Source organism: Streptomyces sp. R33 (assembly GCF_041200175.1).
GTDB classification, from domain to species: domain Bacteria; phylum Actinomycetota; class Actinomycetes; order Streptomycetales; family Streptomycetaceae; genus Streptomyces; species Streptomyces katrae_B.
In genome coordinates, this window is sequence record NZ_CP165727.1 from 1140426 (window position 1) to 1165659 (window position 25234).

22 protein-coding genes are annotated in these 25234 nt (G+C 72.1%); 15 read left to right on the forward strand and 7 right to left on the reverse strand.

Going from position 1 to position 25234, the window contains the following annotated elements; genetic code table 11:
- Nucleotides 1-8: 8 nt before the first annotated feature.
- Nucleotides 9-1958, forward strand: a complete 1950-nt coding sequence (locus AB5J51_RS05730; protein WP_369777035.1) for a helix-turn-helix domain-containing protein — start codon at nucleotides 9-11, stop codon at nucleotides 1956-1958.
- Here AB5J51_RS05730 and AB5J51_RS05735 read toward each other — a convergent pair.
- Nucleotides 1940-2857, reverse strand: a complete 918-nt coding sequence (locus AB5J51_RS05735; RefSeq protein ID WP_053788088.1) for an MBL fold metallo-hydrolase — start codon at nucleotides 2855-2857, stop codon at nucleotides 1940-1942. The two genes, AB5J51_RS05730 and AB5J51_RS05735, sit on opposite strands and share 19 nt — an antisense overlap.
- Nucleotides 2858-2958: 101 nt before the next feature.
- Here AB5J51_RS05735 and AB5J51_RS05740 point away from each other — a divergent pair, with 101 nt between their 5' ends.
- A complete protein-coding gene (locus AB5J51_RS05740; RefSeq protein WP_369777036.1) occupies nucleotides 2959-3888 on the forward strand; it encodes an AraC family transcriptional regulator in 930 nt (309 codons plus the stop codon).
- Nucleotides 3889-3989: 101 nt separating this feature from the next.
- Here the strand turns inward: AB5J51_RS05740 and AB5J51_RS05745 are convergent, their stop codons facing one another.
- Nucleotides 3990-4628 carry a DUF4360 domain-containing protein gene (locus AB5J51_RS05745; RefSeq protein ID WP_107093566.1) on the reverse strand — a complete coding sequence of 213 codons (639 nt, stop codon included), beginning with the start codon at nucleotides 4626-4628 and terminating at the stop codon, nucleotides 3990-3992.
- 250 nt (nucleotides 4629-4878) lie between these two features.
- Here AB5J51_RS05745 and AB5J51_RS05750 point away from each other — a divergent pair, with 250 nt between their 5' ends.
- Entirely contained in the window at nucleotides 4879-6753 is a 1875-nt protein-coding gene (locus tag AB5J51_RS05750; protein ID WP_136223859.1) for a glyoxal oxidase, read from the forward strand.
- Nucleotides 6754-6770: 17 nt separating this feature from the next.
- Here the strand turns inward: AB5J51_RS05750 and AB5J51_RS05755 are convergent, their stop codons facing one another.
- Nucleotides 6771-7313 carry a MarR family winged helix-turn-helix transcriptional regulator gene (locus tag AB5J51_RS05755; protein ID WP_053788132.1) on the reverse strand — a complete coding sequence of 181 codons (543 nt, stop codon included), beginning with the start codon at nucleotides 7311-7313 and terminating at the stop codon, nucleotides 6771-6773.
- A 39-nt stretch (nucleotides 7314-7352) separates the two neighbouring features.
- Here AB5J51_RS05755 and AB5J51_RS05760 point away from each other — a divergent pair, with 39 nt between their 5' ends.
- The 4 genes from AB5J51_RS05760 to AB5J51_RS05775 all read left to right on the forward strand — a co-directional run bounded on the left by AB5J51_RS05760 (nucleotide 7353) and on the right by AB5J51_RS05775 (nucleotide 12356).
- Complete coding sequence (locus AB5J51_RS05760; RefSeq protein WP_369777037.1) at nucleotides 7353-8240, forward strand: EamA family transporter; 888 nt, start codon at nucleotides 7353-7355, stop codon at nucleotides 8238-8240.
- Between the two features lie 262 nt (nucleotides 8241-8502).
- Entirely contained in the window at nucleotides 8503-10578 is a 2076-nt protein-coding gene (locus AB5J51_RS05765) for an RICIN domain-containing protein (protein ID WP_369777038.1), read from the forward strand.
- A 119-nt stretch (nucleotides 10579-10697) separates the two neighbouring features.
- Nucleotides 10698-11348, forward strand: coding sequence for a hypothetical protein (locus tag AB5J51_RS05770; protein WP_053788083.1), 651 nt, complete (start codon nucleotides 10698-10700; stop codon nucleotides 11346-11348).
- Nucleotides 11349-11456: 108 nt separating this feature from the next.
- Nucleotides 11457-12356, forward strand: coding sequence for a pirin family protein (locus AB5J51_RS05775; RefSeq protein ID WP_369777039.1), 900 nt, complete (start codon nucleotides 11457-11459; stop codon nucleotides 12354-12356).
- 64 nt (nucleotides 12357-12420) lie between these two features.
- On the opposite strand, the gene AB5J51_RS05780 is transcribed toward AB5J51_RS05775, so the two are convergent.
- A complete protein-coding gene (locus tag AB5J51_RS05780) occupies nucleotides 12421-12561 on the reverse strand; it encodes a hypothetical protein (protein ID WP_369777040.1) in 141 nt (46 codons plus the stop codon).
- A 135-nt stretch (nucleotides 12562-12696) separates the two neighbouring features.
- Here AB5J51_RS05780 and AB5J51_RS05785 point away from each other — a divergent pair, with 135 nt between their 5' ends.
- On the forward strand, nucleotides 12697-13455 hold the full coding sequence (locus tag AB5J51_RS05785; protein ID WP_369777041.1) for a hypothetical protein: 759 nt from the start codon (nucleotides 12697-12699) through the stop codon (nucleotides 13453-13455).
- 66 nt (nucleotides 13456-13521) lie between these two features.
- Here the strand turns inward: AB5J51_RS05785 and AB5J51_RS05790 are convergent, their stop codons facing one another.
- Nucleotides 13522-15036, reverse strand: a complete 1515-nt coding sequence (locus tag AB5J51_RS05790; protein ID WP_369777042.1) for an MFS transporter — start codon at nucleotides 15034-15036, stop codon at nucleotides 13522-13524.
- Between the two features lie 137 nt (nucleotides 15037-15173).
- On the opposite strand from AB5J51_RS05790, the gene AB5J51_RS05795 reads away from it, so the two are divergent.
- Nucleotides 15174-15614, forward strand: coding sequence for a MarR family winged helix-turn-helix transcriptional regulator (locus AB5J51_RS05795; RefSeq protein ID WP_053788079.1), 441 nt, complete (start codon nucleotides 15174-15176; stop codon nucleotides 15612-15614).
- Nucleotides 15615-15640: 26 nt separating this feature from the next.
- Here the strand turns inward: AB5J51_RS05795 and galT are convergent, their stop codons facing one another.
- Together galT and AB5J51_RS05805 are read right to left on the reverse strand one after the other, a co-directional pair.
- The gene (gene galT, locus AB5J51_RS05800; protein WP_369780225.1) at nucleotides 15641-16687 is read right to left on the reverse strand and encodes a galactose-1-phosphate uridylyltransferase; all 1047 of its coding nucleotides are present in this window, start codon (nucleotides 16685-16687) and stop codon (nucleotides 15641-15643) included.
- On the reverse strand, nucleotides 16684-17508 hold the full coding sequence (locus tag AB5J51_RS05805) for a DeoR/GlpR family DNA-binding transcription regulator (RefSeq protein ID WP_369777043.1): 825 nt from the start codon (nucleotides 17506-17508) through the stop codon (nucleotides 16684-16686). Before AB5J51_RS05805 ends, galT begins: the two co-directional genes overlap by 4 nt.
- Before the next feature lie 542 nt (nucleotides 17509-18050).
- Here AB5J51_RS05805 and AB5J51_RS05810 point away from each other — a divergent pair.
- From AB5J51_RS05810 to AB5J51_RS05835, 6 genes are all read left to right on the forward strand, one after another.
- The gene (locus AB5J51_RS05810) at nucleotides 18051-19484 is read left to right on the forward strand and encodes a glycoside hydrolase family 16 protein (protein WP_133895921.1); all 1434 of its coding nucleotides are present in this window, start codon (nucleotides 18051-18053) and stop codon (nucleotides 19482-19484) included.
- A 28-nt stretch (nucleotides 19485-19512) separates the two neighbouring features.
- Nucleotides 19513-20727 (forward strand): glycoside hydrolase family 64 protein, encoded by a 1215-nt coding sequence (locus AB5J51_RS05815; RefSeq protein ID WP_369777044.1) that lies wholly within the window; start codon nucleotides 19513-19515, stop codon nucleotides 20725-20727.
- 114 nt (nucleotides 20728-20841) lie between these two features.
- Nucleotides 20842-21885: a LacI family DNA-binding transcriptional regulator gene (locus AB5J51_RS05820; RefSeq protein ID WP_199828176.1), complete on the forward strand. Its 1044-nt coding sequence runs from the start codon at nucleotides 20842-20844 to the stop codon at nucleotides 21883-21885.
- A gap of 237 nt (nucleotides 21886-22122) precedes the next feature.
- Nucleotides 22123-23436, forward strand: coding sequence for an extracellular solute-binding protein (locus AB5J51_RS05825; RefSeq protein WP_136223852.1), 1314 nt, complete (start codon nucleotides 22123-22125; stop codon nucleotides 23434-23436).
- On the forward strand, nucleotides 23423-24400 hold the full coding sequence (locus AB5J51_RS05830; protein WP_369777045.1) for a carbohydrate ABC transporter permease: 978 nt from the start codon (nucleotides 23423-23425) through the stop codon (nucleotides 24398-24400). Before AB5J51_RS05825 ends, AB5J51_RS05830 begins: the two co-directional genes overlap by 14 nt.
- On the forward strand, nucleotides 24397-25230 hold the full coding sequence (locus tag AB5J51_RS05835) for a carbohydrate ABC transporter permease (protein ID WP_136223850.1): 834 nt from the start codon (nucleotides 24397-24399) through the stop codon (nucleotides 25228-25230). The genes AB5J51_RS05830 and AB5J51_RS05835 overlap by 4 nt, the downstream gene beginning before the upstream one ends.
- The last annotated feature ends 4 nt before the right edge of the window (nucleotides 25231-25234 follow it).

Below are 25234 nucleotides of genomic sequence, written 5' to 3' on the forward strand. Positions count from 1 at the left end.
ATGCCCCCATGACCTCCGGATCCGAATCCGCCCTGCTCGAACTGCTCGGTCTGCTGCGCCGCGGCGCACCGGTCGAGCAGTTCGACCGCCCCGCGGCGGACGCCCGCACGGCCGGGGCGGGTCCCGCCGAGCAGGCCATCCTGGACGAGGCCACCCGGGTGGCGCTGGACATCCGGCGTACGCTCGACCAGCACCGGCGGCGCGAGGCCGAGCTCACCGCCCTGTTCGACACCGCCGGCGACCTCGCCGCCCTGCGCGATCTGGACGCGGTGCTCCGGGCCATCGTCCACCGGGCCCGCATGCTGCTGGGCACCGACATCGCGTACATGACCCTCAACGACCCGGTCGTCGGGGACACGTTCATGCGCGTCACCGACGGCTCGGTGTCGGCGGCCTTCCAGCAGCTGCGGCTCGGGATGGGCGAGGGGCTCGGGGGGCTGGTCGCCCAGACCGCCCGCCCGTACGCCAGCGTCGACTACCGCACCGACGACCGCTTCCGGCACACGGACACCATCGACAACGGGGTCCGTGAGGAGGGCCTGCGCGGCATCCTCGGTGTCCCGCTGCGCGTCGGCACCCGTGTGATCGGGGTGCTGTACGCCGCCGACCGGGCGGTCCGCGACTTCACCCCCGACGCGGTCGCACTCCTCTCCTCCCTCGCCGACCACGCCGCCGTCGCCATCGACAGCGCCCGGCTGCTCGAAGAGACCCGCGCCGCCCTCGTCGAACTCGGGGTCGCCACCGAGACCGCCCGCGCCCAGAGCGAGGCGATGCGGCTCGCCGCCGAGACGCACGACCGCCTCACCCGCCTCGTCCTGCGTGGCGGCGACGTGGCCGACGTCGCCCAGGAGGTCGCCGCGCTGCTGGGCGGCAGCCTGGTCGTGCACGACGGCGACGGCGCCGAGCTCGCACGGGTCGGCCCGGATCCGGTCGGCCCGCCGGCCCGCGGCCTGGCCGCGTCGCGCTCCGGCGGACGTGCCGTCGCGGTGGACGGCGTATGGGTCTGCGCGGTCCTGGCCGGGCCGGAGCTGCTGGGCAGCATCACCCTCGGCGGACGCGCCGACCTGCCCGACACCGAACGGCGTCTGTTCGAGCGGGCCGGCCTGGTGACGGCTCTCCTGCTCCTGCTGCGCCGGACCGTCGCCCACGCCGAGGACCGGGTCCGCGGCGAACTGCTCGGCGACCTGCTGGCTCCGGCGGTGCCCGGCCGTGTCCGCGACACCGACAGCCAGACCCTGCGGGCCCGCAAGCTCGGGGTCGACCTCACCCGCCCGCACGCCCTCGTGGTGCTGCACTGCGACGCCGCGCTGCGGCCCCGGCTGGCGGCGGAGGCCGCCCGCCACGCGCGCGCCCGCGACGGCCTGGCCGGGCTGCACGAGGGCCGCGTCGTCCTCCTCGCCCCGACCGACGGCCCGGGCCCGCTCGCCCGCTCGCTCGCCGCCGAACTGGGCCACGCCCTGGGCACCCCGGTCACCGCGGGCTCCGCCGGGCCCGCCGCCGGACCGGAGGGGCTCCCGGGCGTGTACGCCGAGGCGCTGCGCTGCCTCGAGGCCCTGCACGCCCTCGGCCACACCGGCGACGGGGCCGGCCTGCCCGACCTCGGATTCCTCGGGGTGCTCCTGGGCGACGGGGCGGACGTGGGCGCGTACGTCGAGCAGGTGCTGGGGCCGGTCATCGCGTACGACACGCAGCGCGGGACGGAGCTGGTCCGCACGCTGGAGGCGTACTTCGCCCACGGGGCCAGTCTGGCCCGGACCAAGGACGCCCTCCACGTGCACGTCAACACCGTCGTGCAGCGCCTGGACCGGGTCCGGCAGATCCTGGGCGAGGACTGGAACACCCCGGCCGGTGCGCTGGAGATCCAGCTGGCCCTGCGGATCCTGCGGGTGACGCCGGCCCGACCCCGCCCGGTCCCGAATTCGACGGTCCGCCCCTCTCCTTACTCGACGTCGACGTAGCCCGCCCACTCCCCCAGGGCGAACTTCTGTCCCTGGCGGCGGACTTCGACGGCGCCCGTACCGGCGAAGTGGGCGGGTACGAGCAACTCGGCTTCGTCGGCGGCGCGTTCGAGGATCCGGCGACGGCTGGCGGCGGCCTGGCCGGCATCCAGGCAGAAGCAGCTGTTGCAGGCGGGCTCCAGGATCTGCACCGGGCTGTGCAGCAGGTCGCCGACGAAGACGGCCCGGTCGGTCCCGGAGGTGAGCCGCAGGACGGCGGATCCGGGGGTGTGTCCGGGCGCGGACTCGAGGGTGAGGTGCTCGTCGATGCGGTGGGCGCCGTCCCAGAGCACGGCCTGTCCGGCGCGGTGGACGGGGGCGATGCTGTCCTCGTAGATCAGCCGGTCGTCCTCCCGGAGGCCGCCGCCGTACGCGTTGCCGGGCCCGAAGTGGTGGTCGTCCGCGGCCGGGATGAGGTACTGGGCGTTGGGGAAGGCGGGCATCCAACCCCCGTCCGCAGCCACGGTGTTCCAGCCGACGTGGTCGCCGTGGACATGAGTGTTGACGACGATGTCGACGTCCTGCGGCCGGACCCCGGCCCGCGCCAGCTCCCCGAGGAAATCGCCCTGCCGGTGATGGAAGTGCGGCGAACCGGGCCGCTCCCGGCCGTTGCCCACGCCCGTGTCGACCAGAACGGTCTTCCCGCCGCTGCGCAGGACCCAGGTCTGGAGGGCGAGCACCGCCCGGTCGCCGTCCGTCTCCCAGTGGTCCGGCGAGAGCCGGTCCTCGTTCTCCTTCCACACCTCGGGCCCGACCCCCGGCACGAGGTTGCGCGCCGGTCCGAACGGCCCCGCCCATTCGACGACCCGGGTGATCTCGACCTCGCCCAGCATGATGCTCTGCCTGCTCTCGTTCTTCATACCGTCGAGCCTAGGAAGCATGGTTGAGCCCCTCAATGCCCGTTCGGCTCATCCGAATACGTGGTCGTCTCATGCCTGAGGTCCACGGCTACCCTGGTCCCATGGATGTGGTGAGCGACGCCATCGCGGCCGTACGGATCGGGCAGCCCTCCTCCAACCGGGTCAGAGTGAGCGGGAGCTGGTGCACGCGCTTCGCCCCGTACGAGGGCGCGGGCTTCCACGTGGTGCTGGAGGGCAACTGCTGGCTGCTGCCCGACGGCGGCGGCCCGCCGGTCTCCCTCGGCCCCGGCGACGCCGTGCTGCTGCCGCACGGTACGGGGCATGTGATCGCCGACTCCCCCGCCGATGCCGCGGCCGTGGCGCGGGCCGTGCCGTTCGAGCTGCGGCCGGACGGGACGCTGCCGGGCCGGGCCGCGGCGGCCGCCTCAGGCGCCGTGGAGATGCTGTGCGGCAAGTACCGGCTCGACCGCAGCCGCCTCCACCCGCTCATGCTGGAGCTGCCGACAGTGGTGCATCTGCCGAATCGCGTCGGCGCGCACCCCGAACTGCACGCGGCGATATCCCTGTTGGGCGGCGAGCTGGGCGGCGAGCAGCGGCCCGGGTCCTGCATGGCGGTGCCCAGCCTGCTGGACCTGCTGCTCGTCTACATGATCCGTTCTTGGATGGCCGAGGGCTCGGGCGGAGCCTGGTCGGCCGTACTCGGCGACCCCGTCGCGGCCGGCGCCCTGCGGGCGCTGCACTCGGATCCGGCCGCGCCCTGGACCAACGACCGACTGGCGGCCGAGGCGGGCGTCTCCCGTCCCACGCTGGCGCGCCGGTTCACCGCGCTGGTCGGCCGCCCGCCGATGGCGTACCTGACGTGGTGGCGCCTGACGTACGCAGCCACCCTGCTCCGCGACACCCCGGACCCGCTGGCCGCGATCGCGCGCCGGGTCGGGTACGGCACTCCGTACGCCTTCTCGCACGCCTTCAGCAGGGAGTTCGGGACCACCCCGGGCCGCTACCGGGACGCGGCGGGGAAGGCCTCGTAGGCGGCCGGGCCGCCGGGCGACCGGACGGCGGGACACCCGTGAGCGGCGGAGACGGATCGCCGCCACCGCCGCTCGGGGAGCCCGCCGGCGAACCGGCCGGCTCAGCGCCGGACCGGGCACTGCTTCCAGGAGAAGTGGTACACGGTGCTGATGCTGCCGTCCGTGGAGTCGACGGTCATGTAGCTGGTCTTGGTCTTGTCGGAGGTGCCGACGTCCGCGCGCAGCTCGGTGTTGATGTTGAAGTTGCGCTGCTCGCCGCAAGGGGCGAAGACGAGGGCCTCGATGCCGGTGGTGTCCGTCACCTGCCAGTTGTCGTCGAGCGCGCCATGGAACTGGTGGGTCCGGTTGGCGGTCTGGCTCATGCCCTGGAAGTAGTAGCTGGCCTTCTGGGTGCCGATCGCCCCTTCCTCCAGCTTGCCGTAGCCCCGGTAGTCGACGTGGGACACGGCGTACGTGTAGCCCTGCGGGACGTGCACGACGAGGGAGAGGAGGCAGTTCTTGCGGCCTTCGGTGGCGGCGATGCCCCCGCCGGCCGAGGCCAGGTACTCGCTGTAGGTGACGGTGAAGGCCGAGTTGTCGGGGGCCACGGCGACGGCGGCGCTGCCGGGGCGGCAGCCCGAGCCGTTGACCGAGGCGACGTCGACGGCCACCCGGCCGGGGGGTGCGGTGGTGGTCGTGGCGTCGGCCCCGGCCGAGGGGGCGAGCGTGACGAGGCATCCGGCCACGGCGGCGGCGGTCATTGCGGTGCGAGTGGTGCGAAGTGACTTGATCACGTCGCCATGGATAGCCGCCGCACAGGGGCGCCGAGCCCGACCGGGTACGCAGCATCACCCGGTCGGACGGCCCGGTTCACCGAAGAAACGATTCAGCAGTCCGGACAGGGCGGCCGAACGGACCACATGACACGCCTTCACCCGCCACACCCGTCCCCTTCCATGTCAAATCCGGCATTTTTCATATGATGGGCATCCCGTCGACGGAGGAGAGCCCATGCCCGGTCCGCTCGTACGGCGCTCAGCCGTGCTGTCCGCATGCGTGGCCGTGGCCGCCGCTTTCGCACCCCTCACCCTGCCCGCACCGCCCGCCTCCGCCGCGGCAGTCGGGCACGAATCCCCTCCCGGGCAGCACCGGGCCGACGACGGCGCCGTGCGGGTCGAGGCGGACCCCGCAGAGGCCGCCGTGCTCGGCGAGGAGCACGCCCGGGCGCACGCACAGCGGCGCAACGACGCCAAGGGCCCCCAGGAATACCCACAGGCGAAGCGCACCAAGAGCCTGGCCTCCCTCGAGTCCTCGCAGAAGCGCACCAACGCCGGCTTCCCCGCAGCGCAGTTCGGCCGGTTCACGGAGTTCTTCCCCTCCCCCGACTTCGGCGTCCACACCGCCCTGCTGCCCACCGGCAAGGTGCTGCTCTTCTCCTTCGAACGCGTCGAGGTCAACCCCACCAAGGAGACCGGGCCCACCGACCGGATCGGCCGGACGAACGCGGGCCGCGCCTTCCTCTGGGACCCGTCCCGGGGCACCGGGGCGCGGGCCTTCAAGAAGGTGGAGCCCCCGACGGTCCTGATGCCCGACGGTACGTACGTACCGCGCCCGGCGCCGTTCTTCTGCGCGGGGCACGCCTTCCTGCCGAACGGGATGGTCGGGGTCTTCGGCGGCAACACCGGAGGCAAGGGCGGCAGCGGCGCCAAGCTGTCCTTCGTGTTCGACCCGTGGACCGAGAAGTGGTTCCGCAACCAGGACATGTCCGTCGGCCGCTGGTACCCCTCGGTCGTGACGGGGGCGGACGGGCGGCAGATCATCATGTCCGGCCAGTCCGAGCGGGGTACGGGCACGCCCACCCCGGTCGTGGAGCGCTTCCCCGCGCTGCGCCACCCCGTGCCCTGGGGCCCGTACGACATCCCCGTCGACCTGGCCGCCGAGCGGCTGCGGGCGGACGCCCCGTTCCGCAACGACTATCCGCACCTGTTCTCGCTGCGCGACGGCATGATCTACGGCCTCGGCCGGGACGCCGATCAGCAGTGGCTGTTCGACCCGGTCAAGGAGACCCGGACCGATCTGCCCCGGCGGCCCGCCGACTTCCGCGGCTACGGCTCGGCGGTGCCCCTGCCGGCGGGGTTCCGCGGCCCCGACTCCGTACTGGTGCTCGGCGGCGATCCGCACGACCCGAACACCTACCGGCTGTCCGGCGGGCGGTGGACCACCGAGGAGCCGCGGGCCTTCGGCCGCACCCAGGACGACACGCTGATCCTGCCGGACGGGACGCTGCTCACGGTCAACGGCGCCCTGGACACCCGCAATTACGGGCACGGACCGTTCAACCCGCAGGCCGACCTCTCGTACCGGCAGATCGAACTGCGCGATGCGCACGGCCGTTGGCGGCTCGGACCGGCGCAGCGGCTGCCCCGCGGCTACCACTCCAACGCCCTCGTGCTGCCGGACGGCCGGATGATGGTCACCGGCGACGAGCTCCAGCAGATCGCCAACGACCCGGACATCAAGGACAAGATGGACGGCAGCATCGAGCTCTACGAGCCCGCGTACCTGCACCGGGGCACCCGGCCCGCGCTCGACCAGGCGCCCGGGGGCGAGCTGGGCTACGGCGCGGGCTTCGAGGTGCGCAGTTCCACCGCCGCCCGGGTCACCCGGGCCGTGCTGCTGGCACCGACCACCGTCACCCACGCGGTGAACACCAGCCAGCGCCATCTGGAACTCCCGATCACCGGCGTACACGGCAACGCGCTCGGGCTGCGGACACCGCCGAGTGCGGCCGACGCCCCGCCCGGGTACTACATGCTGTTCCTGCTCGACAAGAAGGGGGTGCCGAGCACGGCGAAGTGGGTCAAGCTCGGCGTCGGCCGCCGGTAACGGGGACGACGCCGGTCTCAGGGCGCGGGCGGCGGCTCGATCCGGGCCAGCCAGGCGGTGAGGAGCGTCTCCAACTCTGCGGCCTGCTGCGGGGTGAGGCCCTCGAGCAGGCTCCGCTCGTTCTCCATGTGCTCGGTGAACGCCCGGTCGATCAGCTCGCGTCCCGCCGCGGTGAGCGCGACCACCCGCCCCCGGCCGTCGGCGGCCGAACGGCGGCGTGCGACGAGGCCGTCCCGTTCGAGCCGGTCGATCCGCTTGGTCATGGCGCCGGTCGTCACCATGGTGTGCACGGCCAGTTCGCCGGGCGCCCGCTCGTACGGGTCGCCCGCGCGGCGCAGGGCGGCCAGTACGTCGAACTCCCCCTCGCTCAGGCCGTAGCGGCGGTAGACGAGGCAGAGGCGGTCCGTCAGCAGCAGCCCGAGCCGGTGCAGCCGCCCGATCACGCCCTGCGGGGTGACGTCCACGTCCGGGCGTTCGCGGGCCCACTCGGCCTGGATGCGGGCGACGTGGTCGGCCCGCGCTTCCGCCGTCGCTTGCGTTTCCTGCGGTTCCTGCTTCACCACTCCAGTATAGCTTCCATGGAAGGTATTGTATCTTCCATGGAAGCTAATCTCCGGTGGTCGCTGGTCACGGCGATAGGACCGATCGCGTGGGGCACGAACTACTACGTCACCCGGGAGTTCCTGCCCGCCGACCACCCGCTGTACGGGGCGGCCTTCCGGGCGCTGCCCGCCGGGCTGCTGCTCCTGGCCGCCTGCCGGAAGCTGCCCGGCGGATCCTGGTGGTGGAAGTCCCTGCTGCTCGGCTTCCTGAACATGGGCGGGTTCTTCGCCCTGGTCTACATTGCCGCACAGCGGCTGCCGACGAGCACGGCCTCGACCGTCATGGCGACCGCGCCACTGGTGATGATGCTGTTCGCCTGGGCGCTGATCTCCGAACGGCCGGGGCTGCGCCAACTGGCCGGCGCCGGCCTGGGCGTGGCCGGGGTGTCGCTGATGCTGCTCACCGGGTCCGTGCCGATGGACGCCCTCGGCGTGGCGGCCTCCGTGGCCGCCATGACGATGTCCTCGTTCGGCTACGTCCTCGCCAAGCGGTGGAGCACCGAGGTCGAGGTGCTCGCTTCGACGGCGTGGCAGCTGCTGGGCGGCGGGCTCCTGCTCCTGCCGTTCGCCGCCAGGGCGGAGGGATCTCCGCCGGCCCTGGACGGTTCGGAGCTGCTCGGATTCGGGTACGTCACGGTCGTCGCGACGGCACTGGCGTTCGCAGCCTGGTTCGCGGGGCTGCGGCGACTGCCGACCGCAACGGTCGGCCTGCTGGGGCTCCTGAACCCGGTCACGGGCGTCCTGTTGGGCACGGCGATCGCCGGGGAGACGCTCACCCCGCAACAGATCTGCGGGCTCCTGCTGACCCTGGCAGGCATCCTCCTCGGGCGGAGGGGTGGATTCCTCACCGCTCGTGACGAGAGGAATTCGGCAGGTAGTAATTAGGTGAATCCCTGACTGAATTACCGTCAACAAGGATTCACCCCATATCTCGATTCGATAACGAGATCTCCGAAATGGCCTGGACCATTAACAGCCTACGCGCGTAACTTACCTAATTTTTAAGTGAGTTGACGGTTCATCAAATACAACCAGCAGGTAACAGTCTGATATCTCGGGGCCCATTCCCGTTTGTCCGAATTCTCCACCGCGCCCATCTGGCAGGCTTCCGCGCACCCACTCCTCCGACCAAGGATTTGAGGTGCGCATGACCAGACATCGCAGGAAGCCGCGCGAACACCGTCGCAAACCGCGCCGGTTGATACTCCTCACCGCCGCCATGGCCACGGCGGCGGTGATAGCGGGCGGCATCGCCTACTCCGGGCTCGGCGACGACGCCCAGGCAGGGACGCCCGTACTGGCCGACGCGGCCGCGGACTCCCTCACACCGGCCGCCGCACCGGCCCGCGACGCGGAGCCGGCGCCCATCGTGGGCGAGCCCGCCAACGAGACCGCCAAGGGCATGGTCTTCGACGGCCTCAAGGCCGCACCGAAGGGCGACCGTTGCGTCGGCGTCTACCGCACGGAGGCCGGGCTCTGCACGCACGGCCCCGACGCCCCGCCGAAGGACGTCGACATCAAGGCCGACGTCGCCCCCGTCGTGAAGACGAAGGCCCCGGCCGCCGACCCGGCAAAGCCCGAGGCCGGCGAAGCGGCTGCCGCAGAAGGCAGCGGGCGTCCTCAGGACGCGCCCGCCGCCGACGCCGCCTCGGCCAGCACCCCGGCGTCCAAGGCCCCGGCACCCGCGTCCGGTGGCAGCAACCAGGCCGTCGCCGCCGGTCCCGCCGGCCAGACCGTCCAGTGCGACGGTGACGGCAGCACCGGCAACCGCGTCCAGGTCGTGTACGTCCACGGCCCCGACCGCGACCGCTACTCCGAGTACGTCGCCTCGTTCCGCAAGTGGGCGGCCGACGCCGACCTCATCTACTCGACGAGCGCCCAGGAGACCGGCGGCATCCGTCACATCCGCTACGTGACGGCCGCGGACTGCACGCCGACGGTGCTCAACATCGAGCTCCCGGCGTCCGCGCTCTCCGAGTTCAGCGCGACCAACAACGCGCTCGCCGGCAAGGGCCTCGACCGCCGCGACCGCAAGTACATGATCTTCTCGGACACCCAGGTCTACTGCGGCATCGGCACCTTCGCGGGCGACGAGCGGCCCGGCCAGGACAACCAGAGCAACTTCGGCCCCTCCTACGGCCGTACGGACTCCGGCTGCTGGGGCGGTCACACCGCGGCGCACGAACTCGGCCACAACCTCGGCGCGGTGAACAACAGCGCCCCCAACACCAGCCGCGGCGCCCACTGCACGGACGAGTGGGACGTCATGTGCTACTCGGACACCCCGTACTACCCGCAGATGCGCAACGTGTGCACCAACCAGGCCGCCGAGAACATCCTGGACTGCAACCACGACGACTACTTCCACACCAGCCCCAAGGCGGGCAGCTACCTCGCCACGCACTGGAACATCGCGAACAACCAGTTCCTGATGAAGGCCCACGGCGGCGGTGACACGAACCCCGACCCGAACCCCAAGCCCACCCCGAGCCCCACGCAGAAGCCCACCCCGACGCCGACCAAGAAGCCCACGGGCGGCCCCAAGGTGACGGCCGCGCAGATCCAGTCGAACTCCGTCGTGGTGAGCTGGCCGAAGGTCGACGGCGCCGCCTGGTACCAGGTCCTGCTGAACGGCAAGCACCTGACCTGGGTCCAGTCCCAGGCCCTGCGCATCTACAACCTCCAGCCCGGTACGGAGTACAAGGTCGCGGTCTCGGTCCGCGACGCCTCCGGCCGTGACAGCGGAGCCGGCCCGACCACGGCCTTCCGTACGACCGGTGCCGGCGGCGGCACCACCACGCCCGGCACCCGCTACACGCTCGGCAACGGCAGCACCGGCATGGCCGCCGAGCTGTGGGGCGGCCGCAGCGCCGACGGCACGGTGCTCGTCGGAGGCCGCTCCAACGGCTACGCCCAGCAGCAGTGGCTCTTCGACGACGCGGGCGGCGGCCTCGTCCGCATCAAGTCCGCGGTCTCCGGCAAGTGCCTGCAGACGGGCGGCGCCCCGGCCGCCGGCATGTGGATCGCGCAGCAGCCGTGCGGCAACAACGCCGCGCAGCAGTGGAAGCTGTCGTCCCGCGGCGGCGGTGTGACCGTCACGGACTCCAGCGGCGGCTACGCCCTGACCGTGAGCAACCGCCCGTACTACGGCGCCTGGCTGCTCGACCTCCAGCGCGCGGACGGTCGCGCGTCGCAGGTGTGGACGGTCCAGAAGGTCGGCTGACCTTCCGGATCCGATACCGCCTCCCGCCGGTGGGCGGCCGCCCTGCGCGGCCGCCCACCGGCCCCCTCATCTCCCGCACCACAGCTCATCGCATTCCACCGCACCAGGAGCACCCCACGATGCGTACACGCCCCGCCTTCCCGGTCCGCACCGGACTCGGCTTCCTGTTCCTGTTCCTCGCCCAAGCCCTGGCCGTACCCACCACCGCCCACGCCCACGGCGACACCGTCAAGGTCGTGGTCACCGGGCAGCGGGAAGGCCATGTCACCACCGAGATCACCTGGGAGAACGACGGGGACGCCATCGAGGAGGCGGTCGCCGCCACGGTGAACTCGACCAGCCCCGACGGCTCCCGCACCATGGGCCCTTGGCGGCTGGTCCGTGACGCGGGCACGCGCACCGGCTGGACCACGGCCGAGGTGCTGCCGCCCGGCAACTGGAAGGTCACCGTCGACGTGGGGTTCCCGTCCCTCGGCCACGGGGAGAAGGAGATCGCCGTGCCGGTCGTCGACCCGGCGCCGTCCGCGGCCACGCCGAGTGCGGCCGCGCCGTCCGCGCCCTCCACCGCCCCGGTCCCGCCGGTGTCGTCCGCGGCGCCGAGCCCCGGTCAGGCGCAGAGCCCGTCGCCCGCGAGTGGCCCGTCCGCAGCCCCGGCCGGCGAGGACGAGGACAGCACCGTCTGGTGGACCACGGCGGGTGTGGCGGTGATCGCCCTGGCCGGCGCCGCCGCCGGTGTACTGCTGCGGCGCGCCCGGGCCCGCAGGCGCTGAGGCCGACGGAGGAAGGCGGGCGGGAGGAGGGGGTCGGGAGACGGTCTGGCTGAAGCCGCCGGCACGACCTGACAACCAAACAGGTCCGCGTTGACAGTGGAATTCGCCGTGCCGTTCATTCGGTACATGGACATCACCACCGCCGCCGTGCGCTCCACCACCCGCGTCGTCCGCCCCTTCCACACCTTCGAGGGCGAGGGCTTCCCGGTCCGCCGCCCGTTCCCGCAGCCGGAACTGCCCCTGGTCGACCCCTTTCTGATGGTCGACCAGGTCGGCCCGCACGTGCTCGGCCCGGGCGAGGCCAAGGGCGCGCCGCCGCACCCGCACCGCGGATTCGAGACCATCCAGTACGTCATCGAAGGCGCGATGGAGGACATCGACTCCGAGGGGCACAAGCGCGTCATGAACCCCGGCGAGGTGCAGTGGCTCACCGCCGGGTCGGGGCTCGTCCACCTCGCCCGCCCCACCCCCGGACTGCTCGCCGACGGCGGCCCGCAGCACCTGCTGCAGATCTGGGTGAACCTGCCGGCCCGCTTCAAGGCGACGCCCCCGCGCGTCCAGTACGGCTCCGCACCCGGCGACATCCCCACGGTCGCCACCGAGGACGGCGGCGCCGAGCTCACCGTGATCACCGGCACCACGCACGGAGTGAGCGGTCCGTTCGAGACCCACACCCCGGTGCTCGTCGTACACGCCCGCCTCCGGGCCGGCGGCCGCGCCGAGTTCACCGTCCCGGCCGGCCACAACGCCATGCTGTACGTGCTGTCCGGCACCGCCGCGACTCCCGACGCCCCGCTCCCCGACGGTCACCTCGCGATCCTCGGCCGGGACGCGGAGCGCTTCACGGTCGAGGCCCCCGGCGATGCGGCCGAGGTGCTGGTCCTGGCCGGCGAGCCGATCGGCGAGCCCGTGGCGCGCAGCGGCCCGTTCGTCATGAACACCGCCGCCGAGATCCGCCAGGCGCAGCTGGACTACCAGCACGGCCTGATGGGGCACATCGACATCTGAGACGGGACGGGGCCGCCCCGGGCGGGGGCGGCCCCGTCCCGCCGTGGTCAGCGGCTCACGGCGGCTATCGGCACTGGCCGGAGCGCGGGCCCTGCACCGTGGTACCGCCCTGCTGCGGAGCCGGGACGTCGGCGTCCCAGCGCAGCGGGCCGAATACCGTGCCGGCCGGGAACACGACGCCTCCGGTGTTGCCGTACAGACTCACCGGACCCCGGATGGTGCTGCCCGCGCAGCCCGCGGCGGCATCGTCCCACCTGATCCGGGAGGCCCCGACCGCCCGGCACACCGCCGCGGCCTGCGATAATCGCGCTTTCCACACGAGCTCGGGGGACGGCAGCACATGTACGGGGTGGGGAACGAGCAGCGGTTCCGGCGCGCGGCAGGGGCCGTCATCGGCGCCGCCGCACTGCTGGTGGGTACGGCGGGATGCAGTGGTTCCGGGACCGGGGAAGCCGCGGCCGGTGTGCCGACCGGCAGCGCCGTCGCGAGCCCGAGCGGTACGCCGGGGCCGGGAGCCGATCGGCTCAAGGAGCTCGTCGTCGCGCAGGGCGAGAAGTTCGGCCCGTACGAGGTCACGGATCCGCTGCTCGACGAACCGATGAGCGAGCTCTACGAAGCGCAGCCGACGGCCTGCCAGCCGCTGACCAGTCTCGGCAAGGCGGGCCACACGGCGCAGGCGTACGCCAAGGCGGGCGTCCCGGGGCAGTTCCAGGCGGTGGGCACGGAGATCCTGCTGCGCTCGTACCCGGACGCCGGCGCCGCGGCCGCCGCCGTGAAGTCGCTGGCGGACGCGGGCGGCCGGTGCGCCGGCGGCTATACGGAGGACCGTGCCCTCGCCGAGGCGAAGGTGCTCAGGGTAGAGCCGGTCCCGGCTCCGGCACTGGGCGACGAGGCGCGCGCGTACCGCATCGTGACGCAGGACGTGAAGGACCCGGGCATCTCGTTGTACAAGTACCTGACGCTGGTCCGTTCCGGGTCGGTCACGCTCGCGTTCCGGTCCGACGTCATCGACACCAAGGACTTCGGCGGGGTGCCGCAGGAGATCGTCGCGGGGCAGTGGGAGCGGTTCGCCAGGGGAACCGCCGCGTCCCCCTCGTAGGGCTCGCCGCAGACGCGCGCGAAGGGACGGCATCCGCGAGCGGTGCCGTCCCTTCGTAGGGCCGGGTCAGACGGCTTCGGCCGGCTCCGGCTGCGACTGCTTCTCCGTCGCCTTCGCGGCGGCGGGCGTGCTCACCTCGACGGTGCGCGGTCCGTGCGCTCCGCGCAGGCCGATCCAGCTGATCACCGCGACCAGGGCGAAGGCGACGGCCCCGATCCAGAAGGTGAGGGTGAATCCGGACTCGGCGGGCAGGGCCGGGACGCCGGCGGGCAGGTGCTCGATGGTCTTCGACGCCAGGATCGTGGTGACGATGGCGCTGCCGATCGCGCTGCCGGTGGAGCGGGAGATCGAGTTGATGCCGTTGGCGATGCCGCTCTGGTGGTGCGGGACGCTCGCCATGATGACGGCGGGCATGGCCGCGTAACCGAAGCTGACGGCCGCGCCGACGACCAGGCCCGCGCCGATCACCGAGAAGCTGTGCTGGTGGTCGAGCGCGAGCCAGCCGAAGCCGACGGCGCCGAGTGCGGCGGCCAGGCCGAGGGCCACGCGCGGGCCGCGGTGGCGGACCAGCTGGCCGCCGACGGGCGAGGCGAGCAGGGAGACGATCGCGCCGGGCAGCAGGAACTGCACGGAGGCGCGCAGGATGGACGCGTCGAACCCGTAGCCGGTGAGCTTCTGCGGCATCTGGACGAGGTACGAGACGCCGAGGAAGTTCGCGAACATGCCGAAGCCGACCAGGATGCCGGCCAGGTTGGCCATGAGCACCGGGCGGTGGACGAACATCCGCATGTCCACGAGCGGCTCGCGGACCTTGAGCTCCGTGAAGACCCAGACGGCGGTCATGACGACGGCGCCGGCGAAGCTGCCCAGCGTACGGCCGGAGGTCCAGCCCCACTCATGGCCCTGCGAGATCGGCAGCAGGAGCAGCAGGAGGGTGATGCCGAGGGTCAGCGCGCCGAGGAAGTCGGTGCGGCCGCCGGTCTTGTGCCGGGTCGCGGGGACCAGGAAGGCGACGGCGAGCAGGGCGAGGGTCGCGAAGCCGGTCGCCATCCAGAACGCGTTGCGGTAGTCGGCGCCGGAGCCGGAGGTGAGCAGGCCGGTGGCGACGAGCGCCAGGCCGCTGCCGAACGCGAGGGTGCCGCTGACCAGGGCCATCGCGCCGGGGAGCTTCTGGGGGCGGACTTCCTCGCGCAGCACCGAGAGGGCGAGCGGGAAGATCGCGGTGGCGGCGCCCTGCAGGACGCGGCCCAGGATCAGCAGCGGGAGCGAGGTCGCGACGGCGGCGATGACGGAGCCGACGACCATGACGCCGAGCACGGCCACCAGCGTGGGCTTCTTGCCGTGCTGGTCGCCGAAGCGGCCGAGCAGCGGGGTGAAGACGGCGGCGGACAGCAGCGTGGCGGTGGTCACCCAGCTCACGTTGGCGGTCGAGGTGCCCAGGTCGGTGCGGATGAGGCCCAGGATCGGGACCGGCAGGGTCTGCATCATCGACACGACCATGGCGGCAAGGCTCAGGGCGAAGACGATGACCGTCTCGTTCCTGGTCTTGGCCTCGGCGGGTATGGGGGCGGCGGTGCTCATGGCTGGCAGGACCTTCTTAGTGCTTCAGATCGCAGATGTTTGATGTCATCAAGTAACTCCGTAGACGGTAGACGTCAATAGTTAAGGAGGTCAAGTAAACAATTGACAATGTCAAGCACCCGGGTACGCTCGACGGCATGAGCGCCACCACCCCCCGCACCCCCACCAAGCTCCAGCTCCTGGAACTGCTCGCCGCCATCGGAACCGCCCAGTGGCGCGACTTCGCGGCCGCGGCGGCCCACTACGGCCTGACCTCAACGCAGGCCCGCGTCCTCGCCCAGCTCAACGGCCCGCTGCCGATGCGCGGCCTCGCCACCCTCCTGGTGTGCGACGCATCGAACGTCACGGGGATCGTGGACCGGCTGGAGGCCCGCGAGCTGGTGCGCCGCGAGCCCGACCCCGCCGACCGCCGCGTCAAGAACGTCGTGGCCACGGACGCGGGCCGCGAGATCATCCGCCGCGTGCGCGAGGAGATGCAGGCGACGCACGGCGCGCTGGACACCCTCGACGAAACCGAGAGCGCGACGCTCTACGCCCTGCTGGAGCGGCTGCGCCCGACCATGGAGAAGGACGCGTAAGAACGCCGCGCACCGGGAGGCGGCCGTCAGACCTCGCGCAGCGCCGCGGCCGCGCGCTCGGGTGCGATGTCGTTGACGAACTGGCCCATCCCGGACTCGGTCCCGGCCAAGTGCTTGAGCTTGTCGGCGGCCCGCCGGGTGGTGAACAGCTCCAGGTGGAGGGCGTACAGGTCCCGGCCGGTGCGTACGGGGGCCTGGTGCCAGGCCGAGATGTACGGGGCCGGCGTGGGGAAGAGCCGGTCGAAGCGGCCCAGCAGATCCAGGTGGAGAGCTGCCAGCTCGGCCTGCTCGGCCTCGGTCAGGGCGGGCAGGTCGGGGACGCGCCGGTGCGGGTAGAGGTGCACCTCGTACGGCCAGCGCGCCGCCTGCGGCACGAAGGCGCTCCAGTGCTCCCCCGCGACCACCACACGGCGACCGTCGGCCAGCGCCTCGTCGCGGACCTCGTCGAAGAGGTTGCGGCCGGTGGCCGCGTGGTGGCGGGCGACCGTGTCCAGCGTGCGCCGGGTGCGCGGGGTGAGGACGGGCAGTGCGTAGACCTGGCCGTGCGGGTGGGCCAGCGTGACGCCGATCTCGGGGCCCCGGTTCTCGAAGCAGTAGACCTGTTCCACGCCGGGGAGCCCGGCGAGCTCGGCGGTGCGGTCGGCCAGGGCCGCGAGGACCGTACGGACCTGCGCCGGGCCGAGGTCGGCGTACGAGGCCTCGTGGTCGGGGCTGAAGCAGACGACCTCGCAGCGGCCGCCGCCCGGTCCGGACAGGGCGGGGAAGCGGTTCTCGAAGACGGCGACCTGGTAGTCCGGAGCCGGTATCTCGGTGGGCCGGCCCGGGGCCGACGGGCAGAGCGGGCACTGGTCCGCGGGCGGCAGGTGGGTGCGGCCCTGGCGGTGCGAGGCGATCACCACCCACTCGTCGAGGAGCCGGTCGTGGCGCCGCTCGGAGACCGTCGCGATGGGCGGCAGGCCGCGCGCGTCGGCGTGGTCACGCAGGGGACCGCCCGCAGCGGTCCCGGCGCCGGCCCCGGCGTCGTAGTAGATCAGCTCCCGCCCGTCGGACAGGGTCGTACGGGTCTTCCTCACCACGGGCGCTCCTGCGCGGGACCGGCGGCCAGCAGTACCTCGCCGACCCGCTCGGTGGCCGCCGCGGCCTCCTCCTGCGGAAGGGAGTCGGTGACCAGCACGTCGACCTCCTCCAGGGCGGCGAACGTGGTGAGCCCCACGGTCGACCACTTGGTGTGGTCGGCGAGGAGCGCGGTGCGCCGGGCGGAGCGCAGGAAGGCCCGGTTGGTCTCCGCCTCGGCGAGGTTGGGCGTGGTCAGCCCGGTATCGGCGCCCAAGCCGTGGCAGCCGAGGAAGAGCAGGTCGACGTGCAAGGAGCGGATGGCCTGGTCGGCGATGGGGCCGACGAGGGCGTCCGACGGTGTGCGGATGCCGCCGGTCAGGATCACGGTGGTGGTGCTCCCGGCGCTGGCGGTGCCGCGGACGGCCTCGAAGACCTCGGCGGTGCGGACCGAGTTGGTGACCACCGTCAGGCCGGCGACCTCGGTGAGCTCCCGGGCCAGCGCGTGGGTGGTGGTCCCGGCGGACAGGGCGACGGCCGAGCCGGGTGCGACGAGGGCGGCCGCCGCCCTGGCGATGGCGTGCTTGGCCGCGGTCTCCCACTCCGACTTGGCCTCGAACCCGGGCTCGTGGCTGCTGGCTTCGTCGCCGAGCACCGCACCGCCGTGCACCTTGCGCAGCAGGCCCTCGCGGGCGAGGACGTCCAGATCGCGGCGGACGGTCATGTCGGAGACGTTCAAGGAGCGGGTCAGCTCGTTGACGCGCACCCCGCCGCGCCGGCGGACCTCGTCGAGGATGAGCGCGCGGCGCTGAGGGGCCAGCAGACTGCCGGGATCGGCCATGCGGCGGTTCCTCTCCCTGGGGCGTTGGGGCACTGGGGCACTGGGGGCACTGGTGGCACCCGTGTCCCCGGTCAGCAGAAAGCATCCTGACCGATCCGACAGAAGTCAACAGACCTCAACAAACGTGCAGTTGGGGGCCAGGGCTGCTGGTACGGCGGCGGATCGGCACAGTCCGCCGTCTCCACATGTCCCTGCGGTGGCAGGTGTGATGTGGGCCTTCCCGTCGGAGTCCGTTCGTTCCTGAGGACTTCTGCGGGGCCGACACGCCGTCAGGGCACATTTCCGCACACGCTCTCCCGGATTCCCCGGGCCCCCGGAGAGCGGGCGGTGGGGCTGCCCACCTGACGGGGCCGGTACGAAGTGCGGCGCCGTGCTCGCGCCCCGCCCTGCACCACCCTTCAAGGAGTGAACCCCCTCTCCACATATGCCCGTTGCCGGTTCGAAGTCTTGACGCCCGTGGACGCCGGGAGCACAGTGGCCAGCGGCTCCGCTTGAGAGCGCTCTCACACAGCGGGCCGTTCCCCGAGAGAGGGCACACCCATATGCGTCACACATCCGGTAGAAAACCGTCGACCGTCCGCCGGGCCGTCGTCGCCGCGCTCAGCGCGATGGGCGTGGCCGCGGCGGCAGCCGCCGTGGTCACCCTGCCCGCCAACGCCGCCGCTCCCCCGCCCCCGGCGGGCTGGTCGCAGGTGTTCCTGGACGACTTCAACGGGGCCGCGGGCTCCGGCGTGAACACCGCCGACTGGCAGTACACCACCGGGACCAGCTACCCCGGCGGGCCCGCCAACTTCGGTACGGGCGAGGTCGAGACGATGACCTCGAGCACCGCGAACGTCTCCCTCGACGGCACCGGGAACCTGCGGATCACCCCGCGCCGGGACGCCGCCGGCAACTGGACCTCCGGCCGCATCGAGACCCGGCGCGCCGATTTCCAGCCCCCGGCGGGCGGGAAGCTGCGCACCGAGGCCCGGATACAGATGCCGAACGTCACGGGAGCGGCGGCGAAGGGCTACTGGCCGGCGTTCTGGATGCTGGGCGCGCCCTACCGCGGCAACTGGTGGAACTGGCCGGGCATCGGCGAGATCGACATCATGGAGAACGTCCAGGGCATCAACAACGTCTGGGCCACCCTGCACTGCGGCACCAGCCCCGGCGGCCCGTGCAACGAGACCTCCGGCATCGGCGGCCAGCGCGTCTGCCCCGGCACCAGCTGCCAGGGCGGCTTCCACACGTACGCCGTGGAGTGGGACCGGTCCACCGCCGTCGAGGAGATACGTTTCTCCGTCGACGGGAACACCTTCCACACCGTACGGGCGAACCAGGTCGACGCGACCACCTGGGCCAACGCCACGAACCACGGCTACTTCATCATCCTGAACGTCGCCATGGGCGGCGGCTTCCCGGACGCCTTCGGCGGCGGACCCGACGCGGGCACCCAGCCCGGCTTCTCGATGGCCGTCGACTACGTGTCCGTACTCCGCTCGACGGGCGGCTCGACCCCGCCGACCACACCCCCCACCACTCCTCCGACGACCCCGCCCACCACACCCCCGTCCGGCCACCGCGACGCGTACACGGCCATCGAGGCGGAGTCGTACGACGACCAGGCCGGGCTGGCCAAGGAGAGCACCAGCGACACCGGCGGCGGCCAGAACCTGAGCACGATCGCCAACGGCGACTGGGCCCTGTACAAGGGCGTCGACTTCGGCTCCAGCGCGGCGAGGCAGTTCTACGGTCGGGTCGCCGGCGGTGCGGCCGGCGGGGTCAGCGGGCTCGTCGAGGTCCGGCTGGACAGCCGTACCAGCCCGCCGATCGGCAGCTTCTCGGTCGCGAACACCGGCGGCTGGCAGAGCTGGCGGACCGTCCCGGCGAACATCAGCCCCGTCACCGGCACGCACGACGTCTACCTGACCTTCACCAGCGGCCAGAGCGCCGACTACGTGAATGTCAACTGGTTCGACTTCGGCCACTGACCGGACCGAGCGAACGGAGGAGACGCCCGTGAACACCCGACAACGGCTCCCGCTGACCGTGGCGGCCGCGCTGATCGCCCTGCTGGGGTTCGTCCTGCCGGCCCCGACCCGCGCCGCGGCGCAGTACGCGCAGGGCGGGGCCGGGAGCTTCCCGATCACCTTCCGGAACAACACCCGTGGCACGTACACCGATTCCCAGATCTTCGTCACCGTGCTCGGTCAGGTGACCCCGGGCCAGTGGTCGTACATGAAGCCCGACGGTTCCATGGCCCACATCAACCACCTCGACGCCACCGCGCCCGGCCACCTGGTCAAGAACGGCGTCAACTACCCCAACATGTCCTTCACGCTCGCCCGGGTGGGCGGCACCGTGCCCTCCCCGGCATCGATCCGCGGGGGCCGGATCTACATCTCCCTCGGCTCGCCCCTCTACCTCCCGGTCTCCCCCGACGACCAGGGCTGGGGCGGCCCCGACCTGCGCAATCCCCATGACCCGAACAGCGACGTGTACTACGACTGGTACGAGTACACGTACGTGCGGGGCCAGGTCCCGTTCGGCGGGAACACCACCCAGGTCGACCAGTTCGGCTTCCCTATGACCTCGCGGCTGCGCCAGACCTCCAGTGGCCACGACACCACCCGGGGCATCACGCGGACCCGCGCCGAGGTCATGCAGCAGTACGCGGCCTCCGTCGGGGCGGCCTTCAAGCCGCTGCAGAACGGCTACCGCATCGTGGCGCCGCGCTCCTCGAACCTGTTCCTCGAGGGCGGCGCGCGGCAACAGCACCTCACCACCGCCATCGACCAGGCCTGGGCCCACTACACCGCCCACCCGTTCACCCTGACCCGGCTCGGCGAGACCTTCTCCGGGCGGGTCTCCGGCTCCGTCCTGACCTTCAGCAAGAACGGCGCGGGCCCCTTCACCCTCCGCAAGCCGACCTCGCCGGACGTCATGGCCTGTGCAGGGGCGCTGGCTTCGGGCAACGACACCGAGAAGCAGCTCGGCGCGGAGTTCTGCGCCGCGTTCAACCGGGGTGTCGCCCTCGACACCACCGCCTGGTACACCCCGGCCGCGTACTACGGCGGGACGGCGAAGAACGACTACGCCGGCTTCTTCCACACCGTCGGCCTGGACGGGCGGGCCTACGGGTTCCCCTACGACGACGTCAACGACCAGTCCTCCGTCCAGATCCTCGGCAACACCGAGCCGCCGACCGGGCTGACCCTCGGCATCGGCTGGTGACAGAGGGGGCGCCTTGTAGATCAGGCCGCCGGGAGCGCTCTCACGCTCCCGGCGGTACGCGTTACCCTGCTGTTCCGCGAGTCAACAGCCCCCGGACACGCAGGAGGAATGCCCGTGCCCGAACAGCTTCCCGGTCACCGGCCCACCCTCGAGGCCGTGGCGGAGCGTGCCGGGGTGTCCCGGGCCACCGCGTCCCGCGTCGTCAACGGCGGCGAGGGCGTCCGCGCCCATCTGGTGGAAAAGGTCCGCGAGGCCGTACGGGAGCTGGGGTACGTGCCGAATCCCGCGGCCCGCACCCTCGTCACGCGGCGCACCGGGGCGGTCGCGGTGATCATCGCCGAGCCGGAGGTCCGGATCTTCTCGGACCCCTTCTTCTCCCGCCAGATCCGCGGCATCAGCAAGGAACTGACCGCGCACGACACACAGCTGGTCCTGCTGCTGGTGGAGGACCGGGGTGACTACGACCGCATCGAGCGGTATCTGGCGGGCGGCCACGTCGACGGGGCGCTCGCCTTCTCACTGCACACCGACGACCCGCTGCCCGCGATCACCCGCCGCATCGGCATGCCCACGGTCTACGGCGGCCGCCCGGGGTGGACCGCCGGGTCCGGGGAGCACGGCGGTGTCGCGTACGTGGACGCCGACAACCGCGGGGGCGCCCGCGAGGCCGTACGGTACCTGCTTGACCAGGGCCGGCGGCGGATCGCGCACATCGCGGGCCCGCTGGACCAGACTTCGGCGGTGGACCGGCTCGACGGCTACCGGGACGTGCTGCTCGATGCGGATCCGGCGCTGATCGCGGAGGGGGATTTCACCGCGGCGGGCGGGGCCCGCGCGATGGCCGGGCTGCTGGAGCGCTGTCCGGACCTCGACGCGGTGTTCGCGGCGAACGACCTGATGGCAACGGGCGCCCTGCAGGTGCTGCGGGAGCGCGGCCTCACCGTGCCCGGGGACGTGGCGCTGGTCGGCTTCGACGATGCCGAACTGGTGGCGGAGAGCGCCGATCCGCCGCTGACGACCGTGCGCCAGGACATCGAGGGCATGGGGTGCCTGATGGCGCGGCTGCTCCTGCGCACCCTGAACAAGGTCCAGGGCGAGCGCAGCGTTCCCGCCTCGGTGGTCACTCCGACGGCCCTGGTACGGCGCGCCTCCGCGTGACATGCGCGATCCCCGTGGTCCGCGTGGTCCGCGTGATCCACCCGGTCCGCCGGGGCGGCGCGGCGTGAACTCGTCGTGCAGGAGGGGTGATTGTGGACGAACGCGTGCTGTTGTGCGTACAACTCTTGACGGGGCCGGGGCTGCGGGTGCACGCTCCAGACGCGCTCTGAGAGCGCTCTCAACACTGGCGCACTCCCACCCCCGCACCCTGCCCGTCCAGGCCAAGGAGGCCGCCCCATGTCCATCCCCCGAACCACCCCCAGAGCCGTGGTCCGCATCGGCGCCGTCGCGCTCACGGGCGTGCTCCTGGCCGCCTGCGGATCCGGGTCCGGGTCGGACGGTGCGTCCTCCGGCGACGCCGCAGGCGGCGATGTCACGCTCACCGTCGACCTGTTCGGCTCGTTCGGCTACCAGGAGGCCGGGCTCTACGCCGAGTACGAGCAGCTCCACCCCGGCGTCAAGATCAAGCAGACCGACACCGAGGACGAGCAGGACTACTGGAAGTCGCTGCAGACCCGCCTCGCGGGCGGCGGCGGCCTGGCCGACGTCCAGGCCATCGAGGTCGGCCGCATCGCCTCGGTCACCCAGCAGCAGGGCGGCAAGTTCGTGGACCTGAACCAGTACGGGGCCGGGACGCTCAAGGCCGAGTTCGCCCCCGCCAAGTGGTCCGCCGCGGCCACCAAGGACGGCAAGGTGCTGGGCCTGGGCACCGATGTCGGCCCCGAGGCCATGTGTTACCGCCGCGACCTGTTCCAGGCCGCCGGACTGCCCACCGACCGCACCGAGCTGGCGGCGCGGTGGGCCACCTGGGACGGATACCTCGAACTCGGCCGCCAGTACAAGGAGAAGGCGCCGGCCGGCAGCTCCTGGATCGACAGCGTGGGCAGCCTGAACGCGATCATGGTCGGCCAGCAGAAGGAGCGCTACTACGACGCCTCGGGCGCCCTGATCTACGAGAACAGCCCCGCCGTGAAGGCCGCCTGGGACGCCTCGGTCAAGGCCGCGGGCGAGGGACTCAGCGCCAAGCTGGACCAGTGGTCGCCGCCGTGGAACCAGGCGTTCGCCTCCGGCTCCTTCGCCACCCTGCCCTGCCCCGCCTGGATGCTCGGCTACATCAAGGGCCAGGCCGGGGACGCGGGCCAGGGCAAGTGGGACGTCGCGAAGCTGCCCGGCGGCGCGGGCAACTGGGGCGGCTCCTACCTGGCGGTCCCGAGCGTGGCCAAGCACAAGAAGGAGGCGTACGAGCTGATCAAGTGGCTCACCGCGCCCGAGCAGCAGACCAAGGTCTTCCGCAAGCAGGGCAACTTCCCCTCGGCCACCCGGTCCATCGGCCAGATAGCCGACGCCAAGGACCCCTACTTCTCCGGCGCGCCGATCGGCCAGATCTTCGGCGACGCCGCCGAACAAGCGCCCGTCCAGGTGCTCGGCCTGCACGACAAGGACATCGCCGACCAGATCAACAACGCGCTCAGCGAGGTCGAACGCAAGGGCACGGCTCCCGAGACGGCCTGGTCGAACGCGAAGAAGGCCGTCAAGAATGCCCTCGGCTGAGCCGCTGGCACCGCTGGCACCGCCGGCGCCTCCGACCGCCCCGGCGCCGCCGGCTGCGCCGCCCCGGCGGCGCGGCCGGCCGGCGGGGCTGTCCCCGTACGCCTTCCTCGCCCCCTTCTTCACCCTGTTCGCCGCGTTCGGGATCTTCCCGCTGCTCTACACTGCGTACGTCTCCCTCTACCGCGCCGAACTGCAGACCCCCGGCGAGCTGGAGTGGCGCGGCCTCGGCAACTACACGGCACTGTTCACCGACCCGTTCTTCTGGACGGCGCTGCGCAACACGTTCACCATGGGCGTGCTGTCCACGGTGCCCCAGCTGCTGATGGCACTGGGCCTGGCCCACCTGCTCAACTACCGGCTCCGCGCCCGCACGTTCTTCCGTACGGCGCTGCTGCTGCCGTACGCGACCTCGGTCGCCGCCGCATCGCTGATCTTCGCGCAGCTCTTCGGGCACGATTTCGGGCTCGTGAACCGCCTGCTGGACCTGGTGGGCATCCACCCGGTCGACTGGCAGAACGGTACGGCGGCCTCCCAGATCGCCGTCTCGTCCATCGTGGTCTGGCGCTGGACCGGCTACAACGCACTGATCTACCTGGCGGGCATGCAGACGATCCCGTCCGAGCTGTACGAGGCGGCCGAGGTCGACGGGGCCTCCCGCCTGCGGCAGTTCCTGCACGTGACGCTGCCGGGGCTGCGCCCCACGATCGTCTTCACCTCGACCGTCTCGACGATCGGCGCCACCCAGCTGTTCGGCGAGCCGCTGCTGTTCGAGGGGTCGATGTCCGGCGGCATCTCGCACCAGTACCAGACCCTCGGCCTGTACATGTACGAGCAGGGCTGGGGCTTCTTCCACCTGGGCCGGGCGGCGGCCATCGCCTGGGTGATGTTCCTGCTGATCGTGGTGCTGGTGGGGGTCAACGCCCTGGCCGCGCGCCGCCGTTCCCGTAAGGAGGCCGGCCGATGAGCGCGCACGTCTCCGCCCGGCGCGGCGGAAGGCTCACGTACGCCGTCCTGATCTGCGCGGTGCTGGTATCGGCCTTCCCCCTGTACTGGACCCTCGTCGCCGCGAGCCGTTCCAACGCCGAACTGGCCAGGCCCATACCGGCGTTGCTGCCCGGTCCGCGTCTCCTGGACAACCTGCAGGCCGTCCTCGACGAGGCGGCGATCGGCACGGCGCTGCTCAACTCGCTCATCGTCTCAGGGGCGATCACCGTGGGCACGGTGCTGTGCTCCACGCTGGCGGGGTTCGCCTTCGCCAAACTCCGCTTCCGTGGCCGCGGGGCGCTGCTCGGCGCCGTCGTCGCCTCGATGATGATCCCGCCGCAGCTCGGGGTGATCCCGCTGTTCATGCTGATCGTCAAGCTGCACTGGGTGAACCAGCTGCAGGCCGTCGTGCTGCCCGGGCTGGTCTCGGCGTTCGGCGTGTTCTTCATGCGGCAGTTCCTGGTGCAGTCGCTGCCGGACGAGCTGATCGAGGCGGCCCGGGTGGACGGTGCCTCGCACGCCCGGATCTTCTGGTCGATCGTCGTACCGATCGCCCGCCCGGCGATGGCGGTCCTGGGACTGCTCACCTTCATGACGGCCTGGAACGACTTCTTCTGGCCGATCGTCGCGCTGTCCTCGCAGGAGCCGACCGTCCAGGTCGCCCTGCGCCAGCTGGGCGGCGGATACGTCCACGACCAGTCCGTGATCATGGCCGGCACCCTGCTCGGCACGCTGCCGGTGCTGCTGGTCTTCGGACTGCTCGGCCGGCAGATCGTCGGCGGCATCATGCAGGGCGCGGTCAAGGGCTGACGCA

Bases quoted from the DNA above. Each gene is read 5' to 3' on its own strand.
- AB5J51_RS05730 (WP_369777035.1), top strand. From the start codon at position 9: ATGACCTCCGGATCCGAATCCGCCCTGCTCGAACTGCTCGGTCTGCTG.
- AB5J51_RS05735 (WP_053788088.1), bottom strand. From the start codon at position 2,857: ATGAAGAACGAGAGCAGGCAGAGCATCATGCTGGGCGAGGTCGAGATC.
- AB5J51_RS05740 (WP_369777036.1), top strand. From the start codon at position 2,959: ATGGATGTGGTGAGCGACGCCATCGCGGCCGTACGGATCGGGCAGCCC.
- AB5J51_RS05745 (WP_107093566.1), bottom strand. From the start codon at position 4,628: ATGACCGCCGCCGCCGTGGCCGGATGCCTCGTCACGCTCGCCCCCTCG.
- AB5J51_RS05750 (WP_136223859.1), top strand. From the start codon at position 4,879: ATGCCCGGTCCGCTCGTACGGCGCTCAGCCGTGCTGTCCGCATGCGTG.
- AB5J51_RS05760 (WP_369777037.1), top strand. From the start codon at position 7,353: ATGGAAGCTAATCTCCGGTGGTCGCTGGTCACGGCGATAGGACCGATC.
- AB5J51_RS05765 (WP_369777038.1), top strand. From the start codon at position 8,503: ATGACCAGACATCGCAGGAAGCCGCGCGAACACCGTCGCAAACCGCGC.
- AB5J51_RS05770 (WP_053788083.1), top strand. From the start codon at position 10,698: ATGCGTACACGCCCCGCCTTCCCGGTCCGCACCGGACTCGGCTTCCTG.
- AB5J51_RS05785 (WP_369777041.1), top strand. From the start codon at position 12,697: ATGTACGGGGTGGGGAACGAGCAGCGGTTCCGGCGCGCGGCAGGGGCC.
- AB5J51_RS05790 (WP_369777042.1), bottom strand. From the start codon at position 15,036: ATGAGCACCGCCGCCCCCATACCCGCCGAGGCCAAGACCAGGAACGAG.
- AB5J51_RS05795 (WP_053788079.1), top strand. From the start codon at position 15,174: ATGAGCGCCACCACCCCCCGCACCCCCACCAAGCTCCAGCTCCTGGAA.
- AB5J51_RS05805 (WP_369777043.1), bottom strand. From the start codon at position 17,508: ATGGCCGATCCCGGCAGTCTGCTGGCCCCTCAGCGCCGCGCGCTCATC.
- AB5J51_RS05810 (WP_133895921.1), top strand. From the start codon at position 18,051: ATGCGTCACACATCCGGTAGAAAACCGTCGACCGTCCGCCGGGCCGTC.
- AB5J51_RS05825 (WP_136223852.1), top strand. From the start codon at position 22,123: ATGTCCATCCCCCGAACCACCCCCAGAGCCGTGGTCCGCATCGGCGCC.
- AB5J51_RS05830 (WP_369777045.1), top strand. From the start codon at position 23,423: ATGCCCTCGGCTGAGCCGCTGGCACCGCTGGCACCGCCGGCGCCTCCG.
- AB5J51_RS05835 (WP_136223850.1), top strand. From the start codon at position 24,397: ATGAGCGCGCACGTCTCCGCCCGGCGCGGCGGAAGGCTCACGTACGCC.